The organism is Nonomuraea antimicrobica (assembly GCF_039536965.1).
Taxonomy (GTDB): domain Bacteria; phylum Actinomycetota; class Actinomycetes; order Streptosporangiales; family Streptosporangiaceae; genus Nonomuraea; species Nonomuraea antimicrobica.
Genome location: NZ_BAAAZP010000034.1, coordinates 18,349 through 38,798 on the forward strand (window position 1 = coordinate 18,349; position 20,450 = coordinate 38,798).

17 protein-coding genes are annotated in these 20,450 nt (G+C 71.0%); 7 read left to right on the forward strand and 10 right to left on the reverse strand.

All coding sequences use genetic code 11. The features are described 5' to 3' along the window. Nucleotides 1-16: 16 nt before the first annotated feature. The gene (gene pgm / locus ABD844_RS10325) at nt 17-1,651 is read right to left on the reverse strand and encodes a phosphoglucomutase (alpha-D-glucose-1,6-bisphosphate-dependent) (protein ID WP_344875403.1); all 1,635 of its coding nucleotides are present in this window, start codon (nt 1,649-1,651) and stop codon (nt 17-19) included. Nucleotides 1,652-1,749: 98 nt separating this feature from the next. Here pgm and ABD844_RS10330 point away from each other — a divergent pair, with 98 nt between their 5' ends. The 3 genes from ABD844_RS10330 to thrS all read left to right on the forward strand — a co-directional run bounded on the left by ABD844_RS10330 (nt 1,750) and on the right by thrS (nt 5,315). After that, nucleotides 1,750-2,649, forward strand: coding sequence for a TIGR03564 family F420-dependent LLM class oxidoreductase (locus tag ABD844_RS10330; protein ID WP_344875405.1), 900 nt, complete (start codon nt 1,750-1,752; stop codon nt 2,647-2,649). Nucleotides 2,650-2,679: 30 nt separating this feature from the next. Continuing rightward, nucleotides 2,680-3,285 carry a glycoside hydrolase family 25 protein gene (locus tag ABD844_RS10335; protein WP_344875407.1) on the forward strand — a complete coding sequence of 202 codons (606 nt, stop codon included), beginning with the start codon at nt 2,680-2,682 and terminating at the stop codon, nt 3,283-3,285. A 65-nt stretch (nt 3,286-3,350) separates the two neighbouring features. Further along, nucleotides 3,351-5,315 carry a threonine--tRNA ligase gene (gene thrS, locus ABD844_RS10340; protein WP_425568533.1) on the forward strand — a complete coding sequence of 655 codons (1,965 nt, stop codon included), beginning with the start codon at nt 3,351-3,353 and terminating at the stop codon, nt 5,313-5,315. Between the two features lie 234 nt (nt 5,316-5,549). On the opposite strand, the gene ABD844_RS10345 is transcribed toward thrS, so the two are convergent. The 5 genes from ABD844_RS10345 to ABD844_RS10370 form a co-directional block, all read right to left on the reverse strand. Continuing rightward, entirely contained in the window at nt 5,550-6,272 is a 723-nt protein-coding gene (locus ABD844_RS10345) for a PIG-L deacetylase family protein (protein WP_344875409.1), read from the reverse strand. Between the two features lie 390 nt (nt 6,273-6,662). Continuing rightward, a complete protein-coding gene (locus ABD844_RS10355; RefSeq protein ID WP_344875411.1) occupies nt 6,663-6,905 on the reverse strand; it encodes a hypothetical protein in 243 nt (80 codons plus the stop codon). Between the two features lie 9 nt (nt 6,906-6,914). Further along, nucleotides 6,915-9,050, reverse strand: a complete 2,136-nt coding sequence (locus ABD844_RS10360) for an alpha/beta hydrolase family protein (RefSeq protein WP_344875413.1) — start codon at nt 9,048-9,050, stop codon at nt 6,915-6,917. Continuing rightward, entirely contained in the window at nt 9,047-10,633 is a 1,587-nt protein-coding gene (locus ABD844_RS10365) for a peroxidase family protein (RefSeq protein ID WP_344875415.1), read from the reverse strand. Before ABD844_RS10365 ends, ABD844_RS10360 begins: the two co-directional genes overlap by 4 nt. Nucleotides 10,634-10,636: 3 nt before the next feature. Continuing rightward, entirely contained in the window at nt 10,637-11,926 is a 1,290-nt protein-coding gene (locus tag ABD844_RS10370; protein WP_344875417.1) for a cytochrome P450, read from the reverse strand. Between the two features lie 206 nt (nt 11,927-12,132). On the opposite strand from ABD844_RS10370, the gene ABD844_RS10375 reads away from it, so the two are divergent. Together ABD844_RS10375 and ABD844_RS10380 are read left to right on the forward strand one after the other, a co-directional pair. Then, complete coding sequence (locus ABD844_RS10375) at nt 12,133-13,077, forward strand: acyl-CoA desaturase (protein WP_344875419.1); 945 nt, start codon at nt 12,133-12,135, stop codon at nt 13,075-13,077. Between the two features lie 71 nt (nt 13,078-13,148). Next, a complete protein-coding gene (locus ABD844_RS10380) occupies nt 13,149-13,751 on the forward strand; it encodes a DUF4291 domain-containing protein (protein WP_344875421.1) in 603 nt (200 codons plus the stop codon). A 94-nt stretch (nt 13,752-13,845) separates the two neighbouring features. Here the strand turns inward: ABD844_RS10380 and ABD844_RS10385 are convergent, their stop codons facing one another. Continuing rightward, nucleotides 13,846-14,646 carry a YwqG family protein gene (locus tag ABD844_RS10385; protein WP_344875423.1) on the reverse strand — a complete coding sequence of 267 codons (801 nt, stop codon included), beginning with the start codon at nt 14,644-14,646 and terminating at the stop codon, nt 13,846-13,848. Nucleotides 14,647-14,827: 181 nt separating this feature from the next. On the opposite strand from ABD844_RS10385, the gene ABD844_RS10390 reads away from it, so the two are divergent. Continuing rightward, a complete protein-coding gene (locus ABD844_RS10390; protein WP_344875425.1) occupies nt 14,828-15,253 on the forward strand; it encodes a hypothetical protein in 426 nt (141 codons plus the stop codon). Between the two features lie 67 nt (nt 15,254-15,320). On the opposite strand, the gene ABD844_RS10395 is transcribed toward ABD844_RS10390, so the two are convergent. Then, on the reverse strand, nt 15,321-15,836 hold the full coding sequence (locus ABD844_RS10395; RefSeq protein ID WP_344875427.1) for an Asp23/Gls24 family envelope stress response protein: 516 nt from the start codon (nt 15,834-15,836) through the stop codon (nt 15,321-15,323). A 77-nt stretch (nt 15,837-15,913) separates the two neighbouring features. On the opposite strand from ABD844_RS10395, the gene ABD844_RS10400 reads away from it, so the two are divergent. Then, the gene (locus ABD844_RS10400; RefSeq protein ID WP_344875429.1) at nt 15,914-16,444 is read left to right on the forward strand and encodes an HIT family protein; all 531 of its coding nucleotides are present in this window, start codon (nt 15,914-15,916) and stop codon (nt 16,442-16,444) included. Here the strand turns inward: ABD844_RS10400 and ABD844_RS10405 are convergent. After that, entirely contained in the window at nt 16,400-18,517 is a 2,118-nt protein-coding gene (locus tag ABD844_RS10405) for a hypothetical protein (protein WP_344875431.1), read from the reverse strand. The two genes, ABD844_RS10400 and ABD844_RS10405, sit on opposite strands and share 45 nt — an antisense overlap. A gap of 363 nt (nt 18,518-18,880) precedes the next feature. Continuing rightward, complete coding sequence (locus ABD844_RS10410) at nt 18,881-20,395, reverse strand: glycoside hydrolase family 10-like protein (RefSeq protein ID WP_344875432.1); 1,515 nt, start codon at nt 20,393-20,395, stop codon at nt 18,881-18,883. Nucleotides 20,396-20,450: the final 55 nt, after the last annotated feature.

A 20,450-nucleotide genomic window follows, 5' to 3' on the forward strand; every position in this document is an offset into this window, starting at 1 on the left:
GTCGCGGCGGCCGTGCTCAGGCCCCCAGGGCGGCCGACACCAGGGAGCGGGCCTCCTCCTGCACTTTGGCCAGGTGATCGGGGCCTTTGAAGGACTCGGCGTAGATCTTGTAGACGTCCTCGGTGCCCGACGGCCGGGCCGCGAACCAGGCGCTGCGCGTCGAGACCTTCACCCCGCCCAGCGGGGCGCCGTTGCCGGGCGCCGACGTCTGCACCGAGGTGATCGGCTCGCCCGCCAGCGAGTCGGCCGTCACCTGCTCGGCCGACAGCCTCCCGAGCACGGCCTTCTCCTCGCGGGTGGCCGGCGCGTCCACGCGCGCGTACGCCGGCTCGCCGAACCGCTCGACCAGCGCCCGGTAGCGGGCGCTCGGCGACTCGCCGGTGACGGCCAGGATCTCGGCGGCCAGCAGGGCCAGGATGAGGCCGTCCTTGTCGGTGGACCACACCGAGCCGTCACGCCGCAGGAACGACGCCCCCGCGCTCTCCTCGCCCCCGAACCCCAGCGACCCGTCGAGCAGCCCGGGCACGAACCACTTGAAGCCCACCGGCACCTCGTAGAGCCGTCGGCCCGCCGACTCGGCAACCCGGTCGATGATGGCGCTGCTGACCATCGTCTTGCCCAGCCCGGCGTCCGCGGGCCAGCCGTCACGGTGGGCGTAGAGGTAGGAGGCGGCCACGGCGAGATAGTGGTTGGGGTTCATCAGGCCGCCGTCGGGCGTGACGATGCCGTGGCGGTCGGCGTCGGCGTCGTTGCCGGTCGAGACGTCGTAGCGGTCGCGGTTGGCGATGATCGAGGCCATCGCGTACGGCGACGAGCAGTCCATCCGGATCTTGCCGTCCCAGTCGAGCGTCATGAACCGCCACGTCGGATCGACCAGCGGGTTGACCACGGTCAGCGCCAGCCCGTGCCGCTCGGCGATCTCCCCCCAGTAGGCCACGCTCGCCCCGCCCAGCGGGTCGGCCCCGATCCGCACCCCCGCCGACCTGATCGCGTCGAGGTCGACCACCGACGGCAGGTCGTCGGCGTACGCGGACAGGAAGTCGTAGCGCCCCGCCCGCCCCAGCGCCGTCGTGTACGGCACCCGCCGCACGCTCTTGAGCCCGTCCTGCAGCAGCCGGTTGGCGCGGTCCTGGATCCACGTGGTGGCGTCGGTGTCGGCGGGACCGCCGTTCGGCGGGTTGTACTTGAACCCGCCGTCGCCCGGCGGATTGTGCGACGGCGTGATCACGACGCCGTCGGCCAGCCCGGTCGTGCGGCCCCGGTTGTGGCGCAGGATGGCGTGCGAGACGGCCGGCGTGGGCGTGTAGCCGTCACGCGCGTCGACGAGCACCTCGACCTCGTTGGCCGCGAACACCTCCAGCGCCGAGACCCGCGCGGGCTCCGACAGCGCGTGTGTGTCGATGCCCAGGAACAGCGGTCCGCCGGTGCCCTGCGACTGCCGGTATTCGCAGATGGCCTGGCTCGTGGCCAGGATGTGGTCTTCGTTGAAGGCCGTCTTCAGCGACGACCCCCGGTGCCCCGACGTGCCGAACGCCACCCGCTGCCCCACCTCTCCCGCGTCAGGACGCAGGGCGTAGTAGGACGTCACGAGCCTGGCGATGTCGGGCAGATCGGCGGGCTGGGCGGGCTGTCCCGCGCGTTCGTGGGTCATGGAGGCCACTTTACAAATCGGGCACGGCCCGGCGGATGACCGAGTGGAGGCGTAAGGAGATACATTCGCGTCAGTCACCAGAACGGAGTTCTGTTCTCATGCGCTACGGATACTTCCTGAGCGAGCCCCAAGGCTCCGACCCCATCGGCGACCTGCGCGACCAGATCGCGCGGGCGGCCGACGACGGGTTCGACTCCGCCTGGCTCTCCCACATCTTCGGCCTGGACGCCATCACCGCCCTGGCCGCCGCGGGGGCTCAGGCGCCGGCCATCGAACTCGGCACCGCCGTCGTGCCGACGTACCCGCGTCACCCGGGCGCGCTCGCCCAGCAGGCCATGACCGCCAACGCCGCGCTCGGCGGCCGGTTCGCCCTGGGCATCGGCCTGTCGCACCAGATCGTCATCGAGAACATGTTCGGCTACAGCTTCGAGCGGCCGGGACGGCACATGAAGGAGTACCTCGACATCCTGATCCCGCTCTCCCGGGGCGAGCGCGTCGTCTACGAGGGCGAGACGCTCAAGGCCGACCTGCGCCTGACCACGCCGGGCGCGGGCTTCCCCGTGCTGGTGGCCGCGCTCGGCCCGCGCATGCTCAAGCTGGCGGGCACCGTGGCCGACGGAACCGTCCTGTGGATGACCGGCCCGCAGACCGTGGCCAGGCACGTCGCGCCCACCATCACGGCCGCCGCCGCGCAGGCGGGCCGCGAGTCGCCCAGGATCGTCTGCGCGCTGCCGATCAGCGTCACCGACGACCCGGCCGCCGCCGTCGCGCGGGCCAACGAGATCTTCTCGGTGTACGGGACGCTGCCGTCGTACCGGGCGATGCTCGACAGGGAGGGCGCGGCGGGGCCGGGCGATGTGGCCGTCGTCGGCGACGAGGACACGGTGCTGGCCAAGCTCGACGAGCTGAGCCGGGCGGGGGTGACCGACTTCGTGGGCTCGCCGTTCGCGAACCGGGAACGCACTCGGAACCTGCTGATCGGCGCGGCGAACGGCTGATCAGGAGACGTCTCAATAGACTCCGACAGGGTGAAACGCGTGCTACATGGCATAGATGTGTCCAACTGGCAGGGCTCCGTCAACTGGGCCCGCCACGCGGACGACGGAGTCGCCTTCGCCTTCGCCAAGGCGAGCGAGGGCGGCGACTACACCGACAAGTGGTTCGCGCGTAACTGGAACGGCATGCGTGAGAGCTGGATGGTCTGCGGCGCGTACCACTTCGCCCGGCCCAAGGGCGACCCCATCGAGCAGGCACGCCACTTCCTCGGCGTGATCGGGTCGGCCGGCGGCTTGCGCCGCGGCGACCTGATCGCGCTCGACCTGGAGACCAACGACCGCGCGCGCCCGGAACGGGTCGCCCGCTTCGCCCGCCGCTGGTGCCAATTCGTCGAGCGGTACACCGGCCTGCGGCCTTTCATCTACACCTTTCAGGCGTTCGCGCGCGGCGGACACTGCGCCGGCCTGGGCGATTATCCGCTCTGGCTGGCCAGCCCCGCGAGCCCGCGCGGCCGGCCGCCTGTGCCCAGGCCCTGGAACGACTGGACCATCCACCAATACGCCAGCAGCCCCGTCGACCGCAACGTCTTCCACGGGAGCAGACAGGAGCTGACAAGCCTGGGGTTTGACCCGCGATAGCATCGGTGTTCGTCATCGACCTTGCCTCGGTGCCGGGCATCGAGCGCGATCCACAGGGAGTCACCGTGTCAGCCGAGCTACGCATCACCCTCGCCGGAGCCGAGCGTGTGGTCGCGGCCGGCACGACGGCCGGGGAGGCGCTCGGGGCCGACGACCGCACCGTCGTCGCCGCCCGGGTCGGCGGCGAGCCGCGCGACCTGGCCCACCCGCTGGCCGAGGGCGACGTCGTCGAGCCGATCGAGATCTCCAGCGAAGAGGGCCGGGCGATCGTGCGCCACTCCACGGCCCACGTCATGGCGCAGGCCGTGCAGGAGCTGTTCCCCGAGGCCAAGCTGGGCATCGGGCCGCCGGTGGAAAACGGGTTCTACTACGACTTCGACGTTGAGCAGGCGTTCAACCCCGACGATCTCAAGCGCATCGAGAAGCGCATGCGCGAGATCGTCAAGCAGGGGCAGCTCTTCTCCCGGCGGCCGGTCTCCGACGAAGACGCGCGGGCGGAGCTGGCGGCGGAGCCGTACAAGCTGGAGCTGATCGGCCTCAAGGGCGGCGCGGACGCGGAGGAGTCGGTCGAGGTGGGGGCCGGGCAGCTCACCATCTACGACAACCTCGACCCCAAGAGCGGCGAGCTGTGCTGGAAAGACCTGTGCCGCGGCCCGCACGTGCCCTCCACCCGGTTCATCCCGGCCTTCAAGCTCATGCGCTCCGGCGGGGCCTACTGGCGAGGCAGCGAGAAGAACCCGCAGCTCCAGCGCATCTACGGCACCGCGTGGGAGTCGCGCGACAAGCAGGACGAATACCTCAAGCTGCTTGAGGAGGCCGAGAAGCGCGACCACCGCAGGCTCGGCGTCGAGCTCGACCTGTTCAGCTTCCCACCCGAGCTGGGCAGCGGCCTGCCGATCTTCCATCCCAAGGGCGGGATCATCCGCAAGGAGATGGAAGACTACATGCGCAGGCGGCAGGCCGAGGCGGGCTACGAGTTCGTCAACACCCCGCACATCACCAAGTCCTCGCTGTTCGAGACCTCCGGCCACCTGCCGTGGTATGCCGACGACATGTTCCCGGCCTTCGAGCTGGAGGGCGTCGAATACCGCGTCAAGCCGATGAACTGCCCGATGCACAACCTGATCTTCCGGGCGCGCGGGCGCTCCTACCGTGAGCTGCCGCTGCGGCTGTGCGAGTTCGGCTCGGTCTACCGCTACGAGAAGTCGGGCGTGGTCCACGGCCTGACCCGGGTGCGCGGAATGACGCAGGACGACGCGCACATCTACACCACCCGCGAGCAGATGGCCGACGAGATCAAGTCGCTGCTGAGGTTCGTGCTCAGCGTGCTGCGCGACTTCGGCCTGACCGACTTCTACCTCGAGCTGTCCACGCGCGACGAGTCGGAGAAGTTCATCGGCGACCCGGCGGAGTGGGACACAGCCACCGCGGCGCTGCGCCAGGTGGCCACCGAGTCGGGGCTCGAACTCGTCGACGACCCGGGCGGCGCGGCCTTCTACGGGCCGAAGATCTCGGTGCAGGCGAAAGACGCCATCGGCCGCACCTGGCAGCTCTCCACCATCCAGCTCGACCTCAACCAGCCCAAGCGGTTCGGCCTCGAATACCAGGCGGCCGACGGCTCGCGGCAGACGCCGGTCATGATCCACCGGGCGCTGTTCGGCTCCGTCGAGCGGTTCCTCGGCGTGCTCACCGAGCACTACGCGGGCGCCTTCCCGCCCTGGCTCGCGCCGGTGCAGGTGGTCGGCATCCCCATCGCCGAGGCGCACGCCCCCTATCTGCAGGACGTGGCCAAGCGGCTGCGGGAGGGCGGCATCCGCGTCGAGGTCGACATGGCCGACGACCGCATGCAGAAGAAGATCCGCAACGCGCAGAAGGCCAAGGTGCCGTTCATGCTGCTGGCCGGTGACGACGACATCGCCAACGGCGCCGTGTCGTTCCGCTACCGGAGCGGGGAGCAGAAGAACGGCGTGCCGATCGAGGACGCCATCGCCGAGATCGTCAGCGCCGTCGAGCACCGCGTGCAGGTCTGATCCCGCCCGCGAGCCCGTAGGCGCGGATCGCGGGAGCCCGGCCGATCGTCTCGGCCGGGCCTCCCGCGCGGGCCGGTTGTCCCGGGGGCGGGCTCGTCCGTGCTGCGGGGCTGGGGCGTCTGCGGTTGGGGGGCGAGGGCCCGGTCGGTGGGGATGGCGGGTCGGCAGGGACTAAGCGGGGCTCAGGGGTTCAGCGGGGCTCAGGGGCTCAGGGGTTCAGCGGGGATCGGGGGTTCAGCGGGGATACAGCCGGAAGGTGACCGCCGGGCGGCCGCCGAAGCGCTTGGCCTCGTCCCGGGCGAAGCCCTCGATCAGGCCCCTGGCGTACGCCTCCGGGTCCTCGTCGGTCAGCGCCTCGATGTAGGCCCGGTGCTCCATGAGCGAGCGCACGCCCCGCTCCAGGCCGTCGGTGACGTCCACCGCGTGGGTGGGGGAGTCGACCCCGGCGACGGCGACCCAGCGCACGCCGTTCCAGGGCTCGGCGTCGGTGTCAGGGAAGATCCACCGGTTCCCGGCGTCGCCGACGGCGTCCAGCACCGCCCTGCCCACGGCTCGGTGGTCGGGGGTGTTCCAGTGCGTGCCCGCCCAGGTGTCGTCGAAGTTCAACGTGACGACGAGTTCGGGGCGGTGCCTGCGGATGGCGGCGGCCAGATCCTCGCGTAGCGCGGTGCCGTACTCGATCACTCCGTCGGGGTGGCCGAGGAACTCCACGTTCGTCACGCCGACCACGGCGGCGCTGGCCCGCTCCTCCTGCTCGCGCACCGGCCCGGACCGGTCGGGTGCCAGCGTGTCGATGCCCGCCTCGCCGCTGGTGACGATCACGTAGGAGACCTCACGCCCGGCGTCGGTCCAGGTGGCCACCGCCGCCGCGCAGCCGTACTCGAGGTCGTCGGGGTGGGCCACGATGGCCAGGGCGCGCTGCCAGTCCTCCGGCATGGGCTCAAGCTGGTCTGTCATGGCTGTCATCCTGGCAGGCGCGGCCAGGAGAAGCAGGGGGCGTCGCACGGACGGCCCGAGCACCGCTGCCGCGGGCGTGGCGGCGGCGGGAGACGTTCGAGGGGCGCTCGGCCCTGCGCGCCTGGCTCTACCGGATCGCCACCAACGCCTGCCTCGCCCTCCTCCGCGGCGTGACCTGTTTCGGGCACAACCCTCTCAGGCGCACTCGGCCAGTGGAACGCGGGCGGCCTGTCGGACCTGACGCGTACCGTAGTGGGTCGGACACGGAGCCAGGAGGGCGGCGAGGGTGGCGCGACGCTGCCGGTAGCGGCCGGAGGGTGCGGGTGTGCCCGGCGAGGCAGGTGACTGTGCCGGTGTCGATGACGGGCCGCACACCCCGTTCTCACTCGATCAAGGTTTTGCCTGGTCGGCGTAGCGGCGCAGGCGGCGGGCGGCCGTCTCCAGGTCCGCGGCGGCCGCCGCGCAGGCGCCGACGTGATACTCCACCGACGCCCGCAGCCAGGTCGGCGCCGAGCCACCCTCCCCTAGGGCCGCCTCGACGGCGCGCAGGCGTTCGGCGCAGGCGGCGAGCGCGCAGGCGTCCGCGTGCAGGATTTCGGCGTGGAGACTGATCGCCGTGATGTCGGCTGACATGGCTCCCTCTCAGGCGAGCGGCACGGGGACGGCGTTGTCCCGGCGGGTCTGGCGGGTGACGGCCGACAGGCAGAGCAGCGGGCGGGCACCGTCGAGCCCCAATTCCCGGAGCCGATCGGCCAGCGGATGGTGCGAGCGCTGCTCGACGGTGAGCCGCATGAGGGGCCTGAAGTGCAGCCGGGCCTGGCCGCGGGTCCGTACGCAGGAGCGCAGCGCGACACCCATCTCGCTCGTGTAGCCGACGAGGTCGGGATCGCGCACGGACAGTCCTGGACCGAGCCGGCCGCGCAGGGTGAGGACCTGGTCGGCGCTGACGTGCACGGACCGGTTGCTGAGCAGGACGTTCAGTGGCGTCAGGACCGTCTGGCCGCCCCACAGCCGCGGGGCGAGGACGTGGACGAGGGGCGAGTCCACTGCGGAGCCGACCAGGAGGCTCCCGGAGCGGCGCCGGTCCGCCGGGCGCAGCAGATCGGGCCAGACGGACAGCGGGTGCGGTTGCGACGGACCGGGCACGACGATGCCGGCCTGCACCTCCCGGTAGGCGCCGACGCTGGTGTGCCGGTTCCAGGCGGCGTGCACGGCGACCAGGGCCCGGCCTCTCACCCGCACGGCGGAGCCGAGCCCCGTCCCCTCCAGCAGCCGGACGGCCGCCTCGGGGTCGGCGGCGAAGTACGCCGTGAGCGCGTTGCCGTGGTGGCATCTGATCGGCAGTTCGACCGCTCCGTCGGGACCGTCGACCGGGTGGGTCGGCACGGTCAGGAAGGGGAACCCCTCCGGGCCGGGTGGACGGTCGGACAGCCGGTACGCCTGGGAGCGCACGACCGGTCCACGGAAGGCCGCGAGCCGCTCGTCGATGTGATCGCGGGCCTCGGGCAGATCGTCGGACAGGTTGGCCACGTAGTGCTCGATGCTGTGGCACAGCGGAAACAGGTGGGTGGGGTCGGTGTAGTCGACCACGTACCAGTCGGGATGCAGCTCGAAGACGGTGCCCGTGCCCTGCCCGTCGAGGGTGGGGATGATGTCGTGCTGGTTCGTGATGCTGGCCACCCAGGTGCGTGGGTCGGCGGTCCGCTTGAAGTCGACGGGCGAGCCCACGGCGACGACGTGGGTGAGCGTGTAGCGAGCGCAGAACGCCGGATCCTGCGCCAGGTTCATGATCGCCGCACCGCCCGCGCTGTGCCCGACCAGCGCCACCTCGGCACCCTGCGGCAGCCCGTAGTCGGCGACGGCCTTGACCAGCGCGCGGCTGTAGGGACTGCTGGCCAGGACGGCGCTGCTGAACGCGCCGAGCAGGTCCTGAGGGGAGTCGAGGTCGGGGCGTCCCGCACGCATGCCCGGCGCCTGGACGACGTGACGGATCACCCCGTCGGGCCCCTGGAGGCTCTGGATGAGGATCCGCCCGCCGGTGCCGATCGCGGCGATGTTGCCCAGGAAGCCGAGCAGCGATCCCCGCCTGCTCAGCCGCTCCGATTCGGCCACGGTCAGCTCGATCCGGCGCGCGGCCCCCTCGCCGGAGTCGAGCGCGGCGATGGCCCTGTTGCTCATGCCGGTGATCGGGTCGGCGGTGGCGTAGCCCTTGCCCGTCGCGATGAGCCAGGCGGTGGCGTCGTTGAGCGGGTTCTCGTCCAGCAGCGCGCGCAGCGCGAGCACCTCGCCGAGGACCGGGGCGAGCTGGCTGAGCGCGTGCACCGCGCCGCGGTCCTTGAGCAGGGCGCGCAGGGCGCGGACGGCCTCCAGATCGCGGTCCGCCGCGGCCGCGGCGATGAGCCGGGCGAGCATCGGGTCCGTGGTCAGCTCCGGATGGCCGATCGCGACGGCGGCCACGCGCAGCCGCAGCGAGGTGGCCAGCACGCGGACGGCCAGGCTCTCGGCCCCCATCATGGTCCCGGCCTTGGCGGCCAGCGTGGCCAGCCGGCCGCCGGTGAACGCGTGCCCAAGTCCCCGGGCGTTCGTGGTGGCCCGCAGCAGTGCGCGGTAGGCGGGGCCGGCCGCCGAGAGGCCGTGTGGCAGGGCGCGCAGCAGCGCGCCGTCGGTGAGCGCGGCCGTGGCGTGAGCCGCCGCGTCGTGAATGGTGACCGCGATGTCGACCAGCTCGCGGGCCGCGGCGCGCAGCGGCTCGGGGTCCTGATCGCCCGCCCCGCTCACGGCCCTTCCCGCCAGGACATGGTGACCAGGCGCGGCCCCGGATCCTCCGGTGTGTTGCGGCGCACGATGTCCGACAGCGAGCGCGTGGCCGCGATGATCCGTACGCCCTGCGGGGAGAAGGTGGCGGCGTTGAAGACACGCGGAGCCAGCAGCGGGTTGGTCAGCGCCTGGGAGAAGGCGTCAATAGCGATGATCTTGGTCAGCAGCGGGGGCAGGATGGCGCGGGGGGAACCGGGTTCCTCGGCGAAGAGCCCGACGTACAGGTCGAGGTCGTCCACGCTCCGGTAGAGCCCGCGCAGCGCGTCGGTGACCCGCCGATCGCCGGAGATCTGCTCGAAGTCGCGCACGCGCGGGAAGCGGCAGTGCTCGCGATAGCTGTTGTACGGCGCCAGCCCCAGCACCCGCGAGTCGGCGATGCTGCGCACGTCGATCGGCAGCAGGAGGTGATCGGTGTTGAACAACCCGATGCGGCCGGCCCGCTGGCGGGAGGCGTCCTCGAAGACCCGCCCGAGGCCGGGGCCGGGGATCAGTGAGCCGTTCATCAGGGTCTGCACCAGCGGCAGGTCGCGCCCGCCCACCGACAGCAGCGACGGGATCAGGCTGTGCCAGCGGTAGACGAGGTTGAACTCCACGGAGGCCCAGTTCTCCCGCTGCCAGGGCGCGTGGGCCAGCATCGCCGACAGCCGCGGGTCCAGGGTGAAGCGGAAGTGGTAAGGGGTGATGTGGTTGATGTACTCCTCGGCCACCAGCTTGATCAGCAGTACGATGAGGATGTTTCTGGCCGTCTGGAACAGCCGCTCGTCGTCCCAGCCCGGGTAGTGCCGGGCCAGCAGCCGGGCCACCCTGTTGTGCTCGCGCAGGAACAACACGGTCAGCATGGTGAAGCCGATCTGGCCGTTGCCCCGGTCGCTGCCGGTGGCGAACAGCGTGTCGCGCTGCGTGTCGGTCAGCTCGTCGAAGCGGATGACCCGCAGCGCGGCGAACTCCGGCTTGATCTTGCCGCGCTCGCACAGATGGGGCGGGAACTCGCCGTCGTTGATGATCTGGCTCTTGAGCAGCCCGCCGTCGAAACTGCGCAGCGCGGCGGTCGCCGCCTCGTTGAGGCCGTACACCTGGTTCAGGTCGATGTGGTGGTTGGAGGTGTTCTTGCGCGGGTCGCGCGGCACGTTGACGTCGCCGCGCAGGAAGCCGTCGGTGAACCACTGGGCGAAGTACGCGAACAGCACTGTCGAACGCGGGCACGGGATCATGCTCTCGGCCCGGGTGAACAGCCCGGCGGCACTCTCAGGGCTGGGACGCCTGTCGTCGGCGACCTCGATCGGCGGCAGGTGCCTGCCACTGTAGGTGCGGTCGGTCAGCGAGGCCCACGAGGTGTAGCCGGCCATGGTGCTCAACGGCTCAGGGCGTGGCGGCATCTCGCGGACCGCCTGATCGATCAGCGAGGCGTTGACCCGGCGCCGCAGCGGCCGGCTGGCCTGCAGGAGCCTCCAGAACGGCCGGCCACGGGTCAGGGCCAGGAACTTGAGCCGGTTGGACAGGCCGTCCGTGGCGACGGTACGGGCACTCGATCGTCTCGCGGCCATCGCTCAGCCCTCCCGTTCGCCGGTGCCGAGCTCGAGCGCGAACCTGCCGGGGAAGATTCCGAGGCGGTATTCGATCTCGCCCTCGGGTGGCGGGAGCAGGCGCACGCCGGGGCGCAGCAGCAGGCGGCGTACGGCCTCTCCGATCACCGGCCCGGCCACGTGCATGCCGAGACAGGCGTGATGACCCGAGCCGAAGAACAGCCGATGGTGGCGCGGCCGGTTGGGCCTGAACTCCTCGGGCTCGGGCACCACGTCCGCGTCGAACATGGCCGAGGCAGGCGCCGTGAGTACGAACGTGCCTGCGGGAATGAGCGCGGCGCGCGGGGTGCCGGCGGCAAGGACGTGGTCCTGCTCGCAGATCCGGGGGATCAGCTTGAAGAACGGGTTGAACCGCAACGCCTCCCAGACGTACTGCTCGAAGCGCTCGGTGTCGCCGGCCACCTCCAGCGCCTGCGCGAGCACGTGCGGGCGCAGGAGGAGCTGCTCGACCGCCCCGGCCATGGCCCCCGGCGCGCTCTCCACGAAGCCCAGCGCGAGCCCGGCCATGTTGACCAGGATCCGGTCGTCGGTCATGCCGACACCGTCGGGCAGGCGGGAGCCGACGAGCCGGCCGAAGACGTCGTCGGGCAGCTCGTCCCGCGCCCGCAGCGCGGCCAGCCGCCCACGCAGGTACGCGACCAGCTCCGTGCCCGCCTCGACGGACGCGGCCTGGATCTGCGGATCGGCGAGGTAGTTGGCGAAGCCGTCGGCGACGATGGCCTGCGTCCAGCGCGACAGGGTCTGCTGATCAGGGCCGGGGATGCCGAAGTAGCCGGCGCACACACCGAGGGCGACAGGGCGGAACAGCTCGTCGATCGCGTCGATGCGCCCATGGGGCTCGGCCACGTCGAGCAGGTCGTCGGCCAGGCGCCCGGTCAGCTCGCGTACGCGGCCGGCGTCGCCCGGCTCGAGCATGACCCGCATCAGGCCCTTCTCCCGCCAGTTCATCGGGGTCGCATCCCTGCCCAGCATGAAGGGGGCGCCCAGCGCGGCGTCGAGGCGCGGGCCGAAGGCGCGGACCGAGAAGACCTCCTCGTGGGAGAGCACTTCCAGCACGTCGGCGAAGCGGGTCACGACCGTGAACGCGGGAGTGACGAAGATCGGACGGTGCTCGCGCAGCTCGGCGAACAGGCTCCGCCAGTCTTCGCGCATCCACTGCCTGATCAGGCCGAGCGCCGCTATCGGGTCGCGGGCGAGCGCCTCGTCGTACCTCTGCAGCAAACCACCCGTGGTCGCCTGATCGACAGAACCCATGCCGCAGCCCTTCCCAACCCAATGATGATCACCTGTGCACACACAATCTATGAAGGCTACGGACCGCCTTCTCATGGCTACGGAGCGCAGTTTTATGACTCCTTAAAGTAATTGAATCGTCACCGTCAGGTCATTGTCCGAGTGCAGGGGCCCCGCCGTTCAATGGAAAAGGACTGATCATTCCGTACCGCTCACGGGGGGGAAGCGTGACGTCACGCAGCCGGCGGCAGAGCGAGGGCACGGCGGAGACGGTGGCGATCGGCACTGGCCGTCGTAGCGCCTACCTGGTCGTCCTGGTCATCCTGCCCGTTCTGGCGCTGGCGCTCGCCGTGCCGGCCGCCTGGGGATGGGGCATCGGGCTCCGCGACCTGGTCATCGCGGTCGTGATGTACCTGGTGAGCATCTTCGGCATCGCCATCGGCTACCACCGGCTCTTCACCCATCGCGCCTTCAAGGGCAACCGGGCACTGCGGATCTGCCTCATGCTCGCCGGCGGCATGGCCGTCGAGGGACCGGTCACACTGTGGGCGGCCGAGCATCGAAGACACCACAAGTACGCCGACCGCGAGGGCGACCCCCACTCACCGTGGCGCTACGGCGACAGCGGCCTGGCGCTGCTGCGCGGCATGCTGCACGCCCACATCGGCTGGTTCTACACCGCCCGCCGGCGCTCCAGCCGCAAGCACTGGGTGCCGGACCTGCTGGCGGACCCGGACGTGCGGCGCTTCGACGCCGCCTATCCCGCCGTCGTGGCGCTGTCGTTCGGGCTGCCCGCCGTCGTCGGCGGGCTGTGGTCGATGTCCTGGACGGGCGCGTGGAGCGCGCTGCTGTGGGGCGGCCTGGTCCGCTACGCCGTGGTGCACCACGTCACCTGGTCGGTGAACTCGATCGCCCACACCTTCGGCGACCGCCCGTTCCGCACCCGTGACCGCTCGTCCAACGTGTGGTGGGTGGCGATGCTGACGCTCGGCGAAGGCTGGCACAACTGGCACCACGTCGAGCCGACCTGCGCCCGGCACGGGGTGCTGCGGGGCCAGCTCGATCCCAGCGCACGGCTGATCCGGTGGTTCGAGCGGGCGGGCTGGGCCCACGACGTCCGCTGGCCCAGCCCCGGCCGCCTGAGCGCCCATCACACCGGCCCGGTGCCCTGACGCCTCTGACCGGACCCGGGCGGTGTTAATCCGGTTGTCCGGCAGGCAGGCGGTTGGCCATGATCGAGGGGATGAACGTCCCGTACCGGCAGATCCGTGCCGACTTCACCGACCAAGCGATCACCGTCTACCAGGCATACGAGCCGGCCATCGCGGCCCCCGCCGTCGCCTCGCAACGCTTCGTCCCGCCCTTCAAACGGGAACGGATGACCTGGATCAAACCATCCTTCCTGTGGATGATGTACCGCTGCGGCTGGGCCACGAAGCCCGGCCAGACCAGGGTCCTGGCCGTCGCCATCACGCGGGAGGGGTTCGAATGGGCGCTGGGGCACTCCTGCCTCAGCCACCCCGACTCCGGCACGGACCAGGCGACGTGGAAGAAGCGCCTGCGTGACAGCCCGGTCCGCGTCCAGTGGGATCCTGAACGTGACCCGCACCACAACGCCCTGCCCCACCGTTCCGTCCAGGTGGGCCTGTCCGGCGACGCCGTCACGCGCTACGTCGATCAATGGGTCGTGAGGATCACTGACCTGACCGATCGGGTCCATGACATCCGACAGGCACTACGCGAGAGGAAGGACGTCACCGACCTGCTTCCCGTGGAGCGCCCTTATCCCCTGCCCATGGAGCTCGCCCAGGCCATCGGTGCGAACGTCACGCCTGATCTCGGCTGAGCAGAGCACGGCGAGTGGCGATGGCCGGGAAGCGTTCGGTCCTGACCGGGGCCGCAGGCGGGACTGTCGCCCGATCGCCTGGCTCACCTCGCGGTCAGTGCCCCTGGACGTCGAACACGGTCTTGGAGAAGTCGCGAGCGGCCAGGTCGTCGATGTGAATGCCCCAGATCATGTGGGCGCCGTCGCCCCAGATCATGCCGGCCTCCATGTCTTCGTCGAGCTGCAGGAGGAGGACCCAGTCGCGGGCCTGTGAATAGAGTGCCTTCTTGTCGCTCCAGTCGGCACCCGCGTGGTATGCCGCAGTCACCTCGAAGGGGCTCTGCAGAACCACGGCATGCCCGCCCACCTGATGGCGCGAGCCGTGACGGGTACGCTCCCAATCGCCGACGGCGACCATGAATTCGTCCCCCTGGGACTCATGCCTCCACACCTGCTCATAGAGCGCGGTGATGCCGCCGAATGCCTCCACCAAGTGTGGTTGATCACCCTCCGGCCAGGTGAGCACCGTACGCGCAGTCAGCGGCACCTCGGGAAAGGCCGCCCCGCGGGTCGCCGGAACGGTCGCCACCCCGTCGGGTACGTAGATCACCGCGTTGCCGTCGCCCTCGTCCTCGACGAAGAACAGCAGCGTGCCGACGCCGGGCAGCGACATGTCCACCTCGTAACCGGCCAGGCGCGCGCAGTCGAGGGCTACGGCCAGCGACAACGGCCGCATACCCGGGCTGACCGGCCAGGCGACGCCCTCCGGCAGACTGGCACTGCCGCCCAGGTGTCCCACCACCGGATCGCCGTCCTTAGCGTGCGACAGCTGGATCCCCGGACGCAACAAGGCGATCAGACGATCAGCAGCAGCCGACGGCAAGTGCGCCCGGACCATATCGGTGAAGTCTGTCATGGCGCAGATCCTGGCAGAGCACACTGACGCTCCTTGGACGATCAATGCTCAGGCTGTGTCCCCGCGCCCGCGTCAGCAGGCTTGACCGGATTTCTCGTCCGCGACCGATTCCTTTTCCTGCGCATCGAAGTCATACCGGCGTACGACACTTCCGAACGCTTCGGCGGCAAAGGACTCGATCATGACCGAGCACATCGACCCTCAACTCAAGGCCCTGGACCGGCTCGTCGGCACCTGGAACGTCACGGGCGGCGCCGAGGGCACCGTGACCTACCGGTGGATGGAGGGCGGCTACTTCCTGATCCAGGACGTGGACCTCAGGCAGGACGGCATGACCATCAAGGGTACCGAGATCATCGGCAGGGAGCGCGCGTTCGGCGCCCAGGAGCCGGGCGAGGACCTGCGCTCCTGGTACTTCGACAGCCACGGCAGCACGTTCACCTACGTGTACGAGGTCGACGGCGACACGCTGACGATCTGGGGCGAGGAGAAGGGCTCACCGGCCTACTACCGGGGCACCTTCGACGCCGAAGGCACGAAGGTGAACGGCGCCTGGGTCTACCCCGGAGGCGGCGGCTACGACTCCGACATGACCCGCGTGAGCTGACCACCCTGCCCGCCGGGAGACCAGCGCGCCCGGCCCGACGCGGGATGCGGCCGGGCCGGGGCCGGGGTCAGGAGGGTTCTTCGGCTTCGGCGGGGGCCGGGCGGCGGCCCTCGCCGGGGAGGCGGACGTCGTCCACGGTCACGTTGACCTCCGTGACGCTCATCCCCAGCATGCGGCTGACGATCTTGGACACGTTCGCCTTGACCTCGGAGGCGACGTCCATGACGACATGGCCGTACTCGACCACGATGGTCAGGCTCACCGCCACCTGGCGGTCCTGGATCTGCGCGCTGACGCCCTGGTTGGCGCGCCGTGAGCCGATGCCGATGCGGTCGCGTACGGACTCGAGGGCGCGCACCAGGTCGCCGCCCATGTCGGCGACTCCGGGCACCTCCAGCGCGGCCAGCGCGGCGACCTTCTCGACCACCTCGTCGGCGACCTTGATCCGGCCCTTCACGTCCGCTTCCGTGGTCGGGGCCTCGACGTACGACGGAGCGGACGGGGGCACGGCCTCCGGGGAGTCGGCGTTCGCGGAGTCCCCGGGCGGGGCGGGCTGTTGCTGCTCGGCCAACGCTTCACTCATGGCGGCCCTCCTGTAGGCGGTGCTCAGGATTGTGCCGGAAGAGCACCCCGTTTGTCCGGGGTCCTATGCTGCTAGTTATGCACGATCAGGCAGGGGCCGGGTCCCCCGACAACTTCCAGCGTCTGTGGACCCCGCATCGGATGGCCTACATCAAGGGTGAGAACAAGCCGACCGGCACCGGCCCCGGCGACGGCTGCCCGTTCGACGCCATCCCGAAGATGAGCGACGAGGACGGCCTGATCGTGAAGCGGGGGCAGTCGGTGTACGCCGTGCTCAACCTCTACCCCTACAACTCGGGCCACCTGATGGTGGTGCCCTATCGGCACGTGTCCGACTACGACGAGCTGGATGCGGCCGAGGTGGCGGAGCTGGGCGAGTTCACCCAGAAGGCGCTGCGGGCGCTGCGCAAGGCCAGCGGCGCGCAGGGCTTCAACGTGGGCATGAACCTGGGCCACGTCGGGGGCGCGGGCATCGCCGCCCACCTGCACCAGCACGTGGTGCCGAGGTGGGGCGGCGACACCAACTTCATGCCGGTCGTGGCCCAGACCAAGGTGCTGCCGCAGCTACTTCGTGACACCCGCCAACTGCTCGCCGACGCCTGGGACTGACCCGCCCGGACGGACCAGCGCGCTGATGCCGGCCGCCAGCAGCAGCGGCACCGCCAGCGCCAGGGCCATCGACAGCACGGCGGCGCCGGAGTCGTTGACCAGCATCCCGACCACACCGCTGACCATCGTGCCGATGAGCCCGGCCCGCAGCGCGGGGGAGTGCTCGAACGCCGCCGGCACCACGCCGGCCGACGCCTGCTCGGGCCGGACGATCGCGTAGACGAGGAAGGCCACGGCCACGATCACGATCGGCATCAGGTTGGGGCTGAGCAGGGTGGACAGCATGGCCTGCAGCTTGCGCCAGATGACGTCGAGCGCCTCCCCGGTCAGCACCTGCCCGACGAACCGGCCCAGGTGCGACTGCTCGTCGGGCGGCCGCAGGTAGTTGACCCAGGCGAAGCCCATCACGATCACGCCCCCGGCCACACAGAACGCGGCCAGCTTCACCAGCGAGACCCGTCGGCCCGACAGAATCAGCGCGGTCACCGCGATGCCGGGCACGAACGCGATCACGCCGCCGAAGTCGCTGCCCATCCCGGAGCCGCCCAGCACCATCGCGAACGCCCCCAGCACCACGATCGCGCTCAGCCCCACCTTGCCCGGCCACCGGTGCGCGATCACCGTGGTGGCCAGCAGCGTGCCGGTCGCCAGCAGCGCGAACGGGATGTTGCCCAGCCCGTAGTAGCGGGCCCCCTGCTCGGCGCTGTAGCCCATGAAACTGTTGAGCTGGAGCGTGGTGCCGGTGAGCAGGTCACCGGCGAGCGTGAGCGCGGTGACGCCGGCGACCACGGCCAGCGGGCCGAGCGGATCGCGCCGCCACGGCCCGGCCAGCGCCAGCACGGTGATCGCGGCCCACCAGGCCAGCATGCCGCCGAACAGCTCCAGGTGGCTGGACCAGGGCAGCAGGTTGACCAGGAACGAGGTGACCGGCAGGGCGGCCAGGGCCACGGCGGAGGCGCGTACCCAGGGCAGGCTCTTGCGGCGGCGCAGCAGCAGGAAGGCCAGGACGTAGAACAGGACCTGGAGCACCGCCAGGGCGGTGAAGTAGACGCCCTTCGCCGAGCGCATGGTCTGGGCGGTGGCGTCGGCGCGCTGGAGCCGTTCGAACGTGGCCCCGGCGTCGCCCACCTGCAGCGGCCCGCCGACGACCGTGGCCGGGACGGGCACGCCCAGCTTGCCCAGCACGGTGGAGGTCAGGTCGGGCAGGATCGAGATGTCCGCGCGCTTGGTGGAGGCCGCGCCGAGCAGCCGCCCCTCCGCCCCCGGCTCGCGCAGCGCGGCCACCCGCAGGTGGGGCACCGAGCCGTGGTCGGACAGCCCCGCCAGCAGCACGGTGGTGCCGGCCGGGAGGGCCGACAGCACCGCGCCCGCCTTCGCGTCGGCCTGCCGCAGCGCCTCGCGGCGCTGGGCCGGGGTGAGCTTGTCGGGCACCTTGGGCAGCCGGTCCTGCTCGCCCGCCAGGTAGGGCAGGACGAGGTCGTCGACGTCCACGGCGATCATCCGGCACTTCTCCAGGTCGGCAGGGGTGACCTGGAGCGGGGAGGCGCGGTAGTGGCCGACCGCGCCCTGCCGGTCGGCCAGCCCCAGCGCGGCGCCCGGGCCGATCGCCGTAGAGCACTGGCCGGCCGCCTTGAGCGACTCGCCGAGCGTGCCCGCGTTGCGCTGCCCGGCCACGTCGGTGAGGTAGCCGTAGTCGGGGATGACCGCGCCCTCGCCCCTGGGCTCGGGCGCCGGGGGCGCGCCGCAGCCGTAGCCGACGGCCGAGCGGGTGCCCGCCGACACGGTCAGCCACCCGTCGTAGGGGCAGGTCACGTTGCCGACCGTACGGACCGACAGCGAGCCGATCGCGCTGCCCTTGGCGAACTCCCACAGATGGGGCGTGTCCGACGGGGTCAGGTCGTTCCAGTGCAGGCCGGACACGCCGATGAGCGCCACCCGCTGCGCGGCCTGCTCCGCGGCGGCCGGGGAACGTTGATCGGCCGGCCGCTCCGCCCGGGCGGGCCCGGCGAACAGACCTTGACCGACAAGCACGTGACCGACCAGGACGGCCAGCACGACCAGCGCGCGCCTCACGCCGACGACCTCCCGCGTTCGCTGACTTCGCGTGACGCGGCAGGCTGTAGTCGGGCCCTGACACGCCATCAGACCCGACTACCCTCTCACGGGCCGGGCGCGCGCAAGGCCGTCTTGGACCGGGGCCGGGCGGACGGCGCGCGTCGGCGCCGGTCACACAGGGCGTACGCCGCCGTCCCGCACAGGAAGATCTTCCCGACCAGCACGTGCCGAGGCCCGGACGAGCGCGAGGCCCGGATGTGCGTCAGGCCCGGATGTGCGTCAGAGCCGGATGTGCGTCAGGGCCTGGACATGCGCGAGGGCCGGCCCCGGGTAGGGACCGGCCCCCGCCTCCTACGGACGTCAGACCGTGGACTGAGGACGTCAGACGGCGTCGACCTTCACCTTGACCGCCTTGCTCTCGTTGTGCAGCCGGTCGAGCGCGGTGATCAGATAGGTCCCCTCCGCCTTCGTCGTGTAGGAAGGCTCGCTCACCACCGCCACCAGGTTCCTGGCGTCGGTGGTGTGACAGTCTTTGCCGGACTTCGGCAGTTGGTAGACCGCGTAGGCCCGTGCGTTCGCCGACGGCGTCCACGACAGGCGGGTGCCGGCCGCCTTGGCGCCGGCGGGCGCGGCCGGGGCCTGGCCTCCGCGGTCCTTCATGAGCGGCAGCAGCGCCGGGCGGCTGTAGTGGCTCTTCGCCAGCCGGTCCATCGCGCCGAGCGGGTTGGACAGGAGCTGCTTGGCGCTGAAGTAGACGGCGCCCTCGACCACCTTGCCGTCGCGGCTCGCGGCCACCTGGGCGGACAGCTCTCCGGGACGGGTCCAGGCCTTGTCGTCCTTGGTGCCGACCCGGTAGAGGCCGTGGCCGATGTAGAGCTGCACGTCGCTGCCCTCGACCTCGTCGGCCCACCAGCGCACCAGCGTGCTGTAGTCGGCGAGGTCGTGCCCGCGCGGCCAGTAGAGCTGCGGCAGCACGTAGTCGACGGTGCCGGACTTGATCCAGGCGCGCGAGTCGGCGTAGATCGAGTCGTACGCGGACATGCCCGAGGTGGCCGAGCCGCTCGGGTCGTTGGACTTGTTGCGCCAGATGCCGAACGGGCTGATGCCGAACTTGACGTGCTTCTTCGTCCGGTGGACGGCCTGGTCGACCTCGGCCACGAGCGTGTTGACGTTGCTCCGCCGCCACTCGGCCAGCTTCTTGCCCTTGCCGTGCTTGCGGAAGGCCGCGGCGTCGTCGAACTTCTCCCCGGCCACCGGATAAGGGTAGAAGTAGTCGTCGAAGTGCACGCCGTCGATGTCGTAGCGGCTCACCACGTCGGTGATGACCTTGGTCACGTGGTCGCGCACGGCCGGCAGGCCGGGATTGTAGTAGAGGCGGCCGCCGTATTCGACCGTCCAGTCGGGGTGCCGGCGCGCGGGGTGATCGGCGGGCAGCTTGGCGGTGTCGTCGCCGTAGGAGGCGCGGTAGGGGTTGAACCAGGCGTGGAACTCCATGCCGCGCTTGTGCGCCTCGCTGATGAGGAAGGGCAGCGGGTCCCAGCCGGGGTCCTTGCCCGCCGTGCCGGTGAGGTATTGCGACCAGGGCTCGAGCGAGGACTTGTAGAACGCGTCGGAGGCGGGCCGCACCTGCACGAAGACCGCGTTGAAATTGCGCTTGGCGGCGCTGTCGAGGATCTTGACGTAGTCGGCCTTCTGGCGCGCCGGGCTCTGGCCGGTCTTGGTGGGCCAGTCGATGTTCGTCGTCGTGGCGATCCACACCCCGCGCAGCTCACGCTTGGGGTAACGGGCGTCGGCCTTGCAGGCCGCCGAGGGTGCGGCGAGGGCCGACTTCTTCCCGCTCGCTGCAGTGCTCTGCCCGGCGTCGGGGCCGAAGGCGTAGGCGGCGGTGGTGGTCACCACCGCGAGAGCGGCAACGGCTAGGAGTGGGCGTCCGGTTCGCATAGTGCCCCCA

Excerpts from the sequence above, each read along its gene's own strand:
- pgm (WP_344875403.1), bottom strand. The coding sequence starts at position 1,651 with ATGACCCACGAACGCGCGGGACAGCCCGCCCAGCCCGCCGATCTGCCC.
- ABD844_RS10330 (WP_344875405.1), top strand. The coding sequence starts at position 1,750 with ATGCGCTACGGATACTTCCTGAGCGAGCCCCAAGGCTCCGACCCCATC.
- ABD844_RS10345 (WP_344875409.1), bottom strand. The coding sequence starts at position 6,272 with ATGACAGACCAGCTTGAGCCCATGCCGGAGGACTGGCAGCGCGCCCTG.
- ABD844_RS10355 (WP_344875411.1), bottom strand. The coding sequence starts at position 6,905 with ATGTCAGCCGACATCACGGCGATCAGTCTCCACGCCGAAATCCTGCAC.
- ABD844_RS10365 (WP_344875415.1), bottom strand. The coding sequence starts at position 10,633 with ATGGCCGCGAGACGATCGAGTGCCCGTACCGTCGCCACGGACGGCCTG.
- ABD844_RS10370 (WP_344875417.1), bottom strand. The coding sequence starts at position 11,926 with ATGGGTTCTGTCGATCAGGCGACCACGGGTGGTTTGCTGCAGAGGTAC.
- ABD844_RS10380 (WP_344875421.1), top strand. The coding sequence starts at position 13,149 with ATGAACGTCCCGTACCGGCAGATCCGTGCCGACTTCACCGACCAAGCG.
- ABD844_RS10385 (WP_344875423.1), bottom strand. The coding sequence starts at position 14,646 with ATGACAGACTTCACCGATATGGTCCGGGCGCACTTGCCGTCGGCTGCT.
- ABD844_RS10390 (WP_344875425.1), top strand. The coding sequence starts at position 14,828 with ATGACCGAGCACATCGACCCTCAACTCAAGGCCCTGGACCGGCTCGTC.
- ABD844_RS10395 (WP_344875427.1), bottom strand. The coding sequence starts at position 15,836 with ATGAGTGAAGCGTTGGCCGAGCAGCAACAGCCCGCCCCGCCCGGGGAC.
- ABD844_RS10400 (WP_344875429.1), top strand. The coding sequence starts at position 15,914 with ATGCACGATCAGGCAGGGGCCGGGTCCCCCGACAACTTCCAGCGTCTG.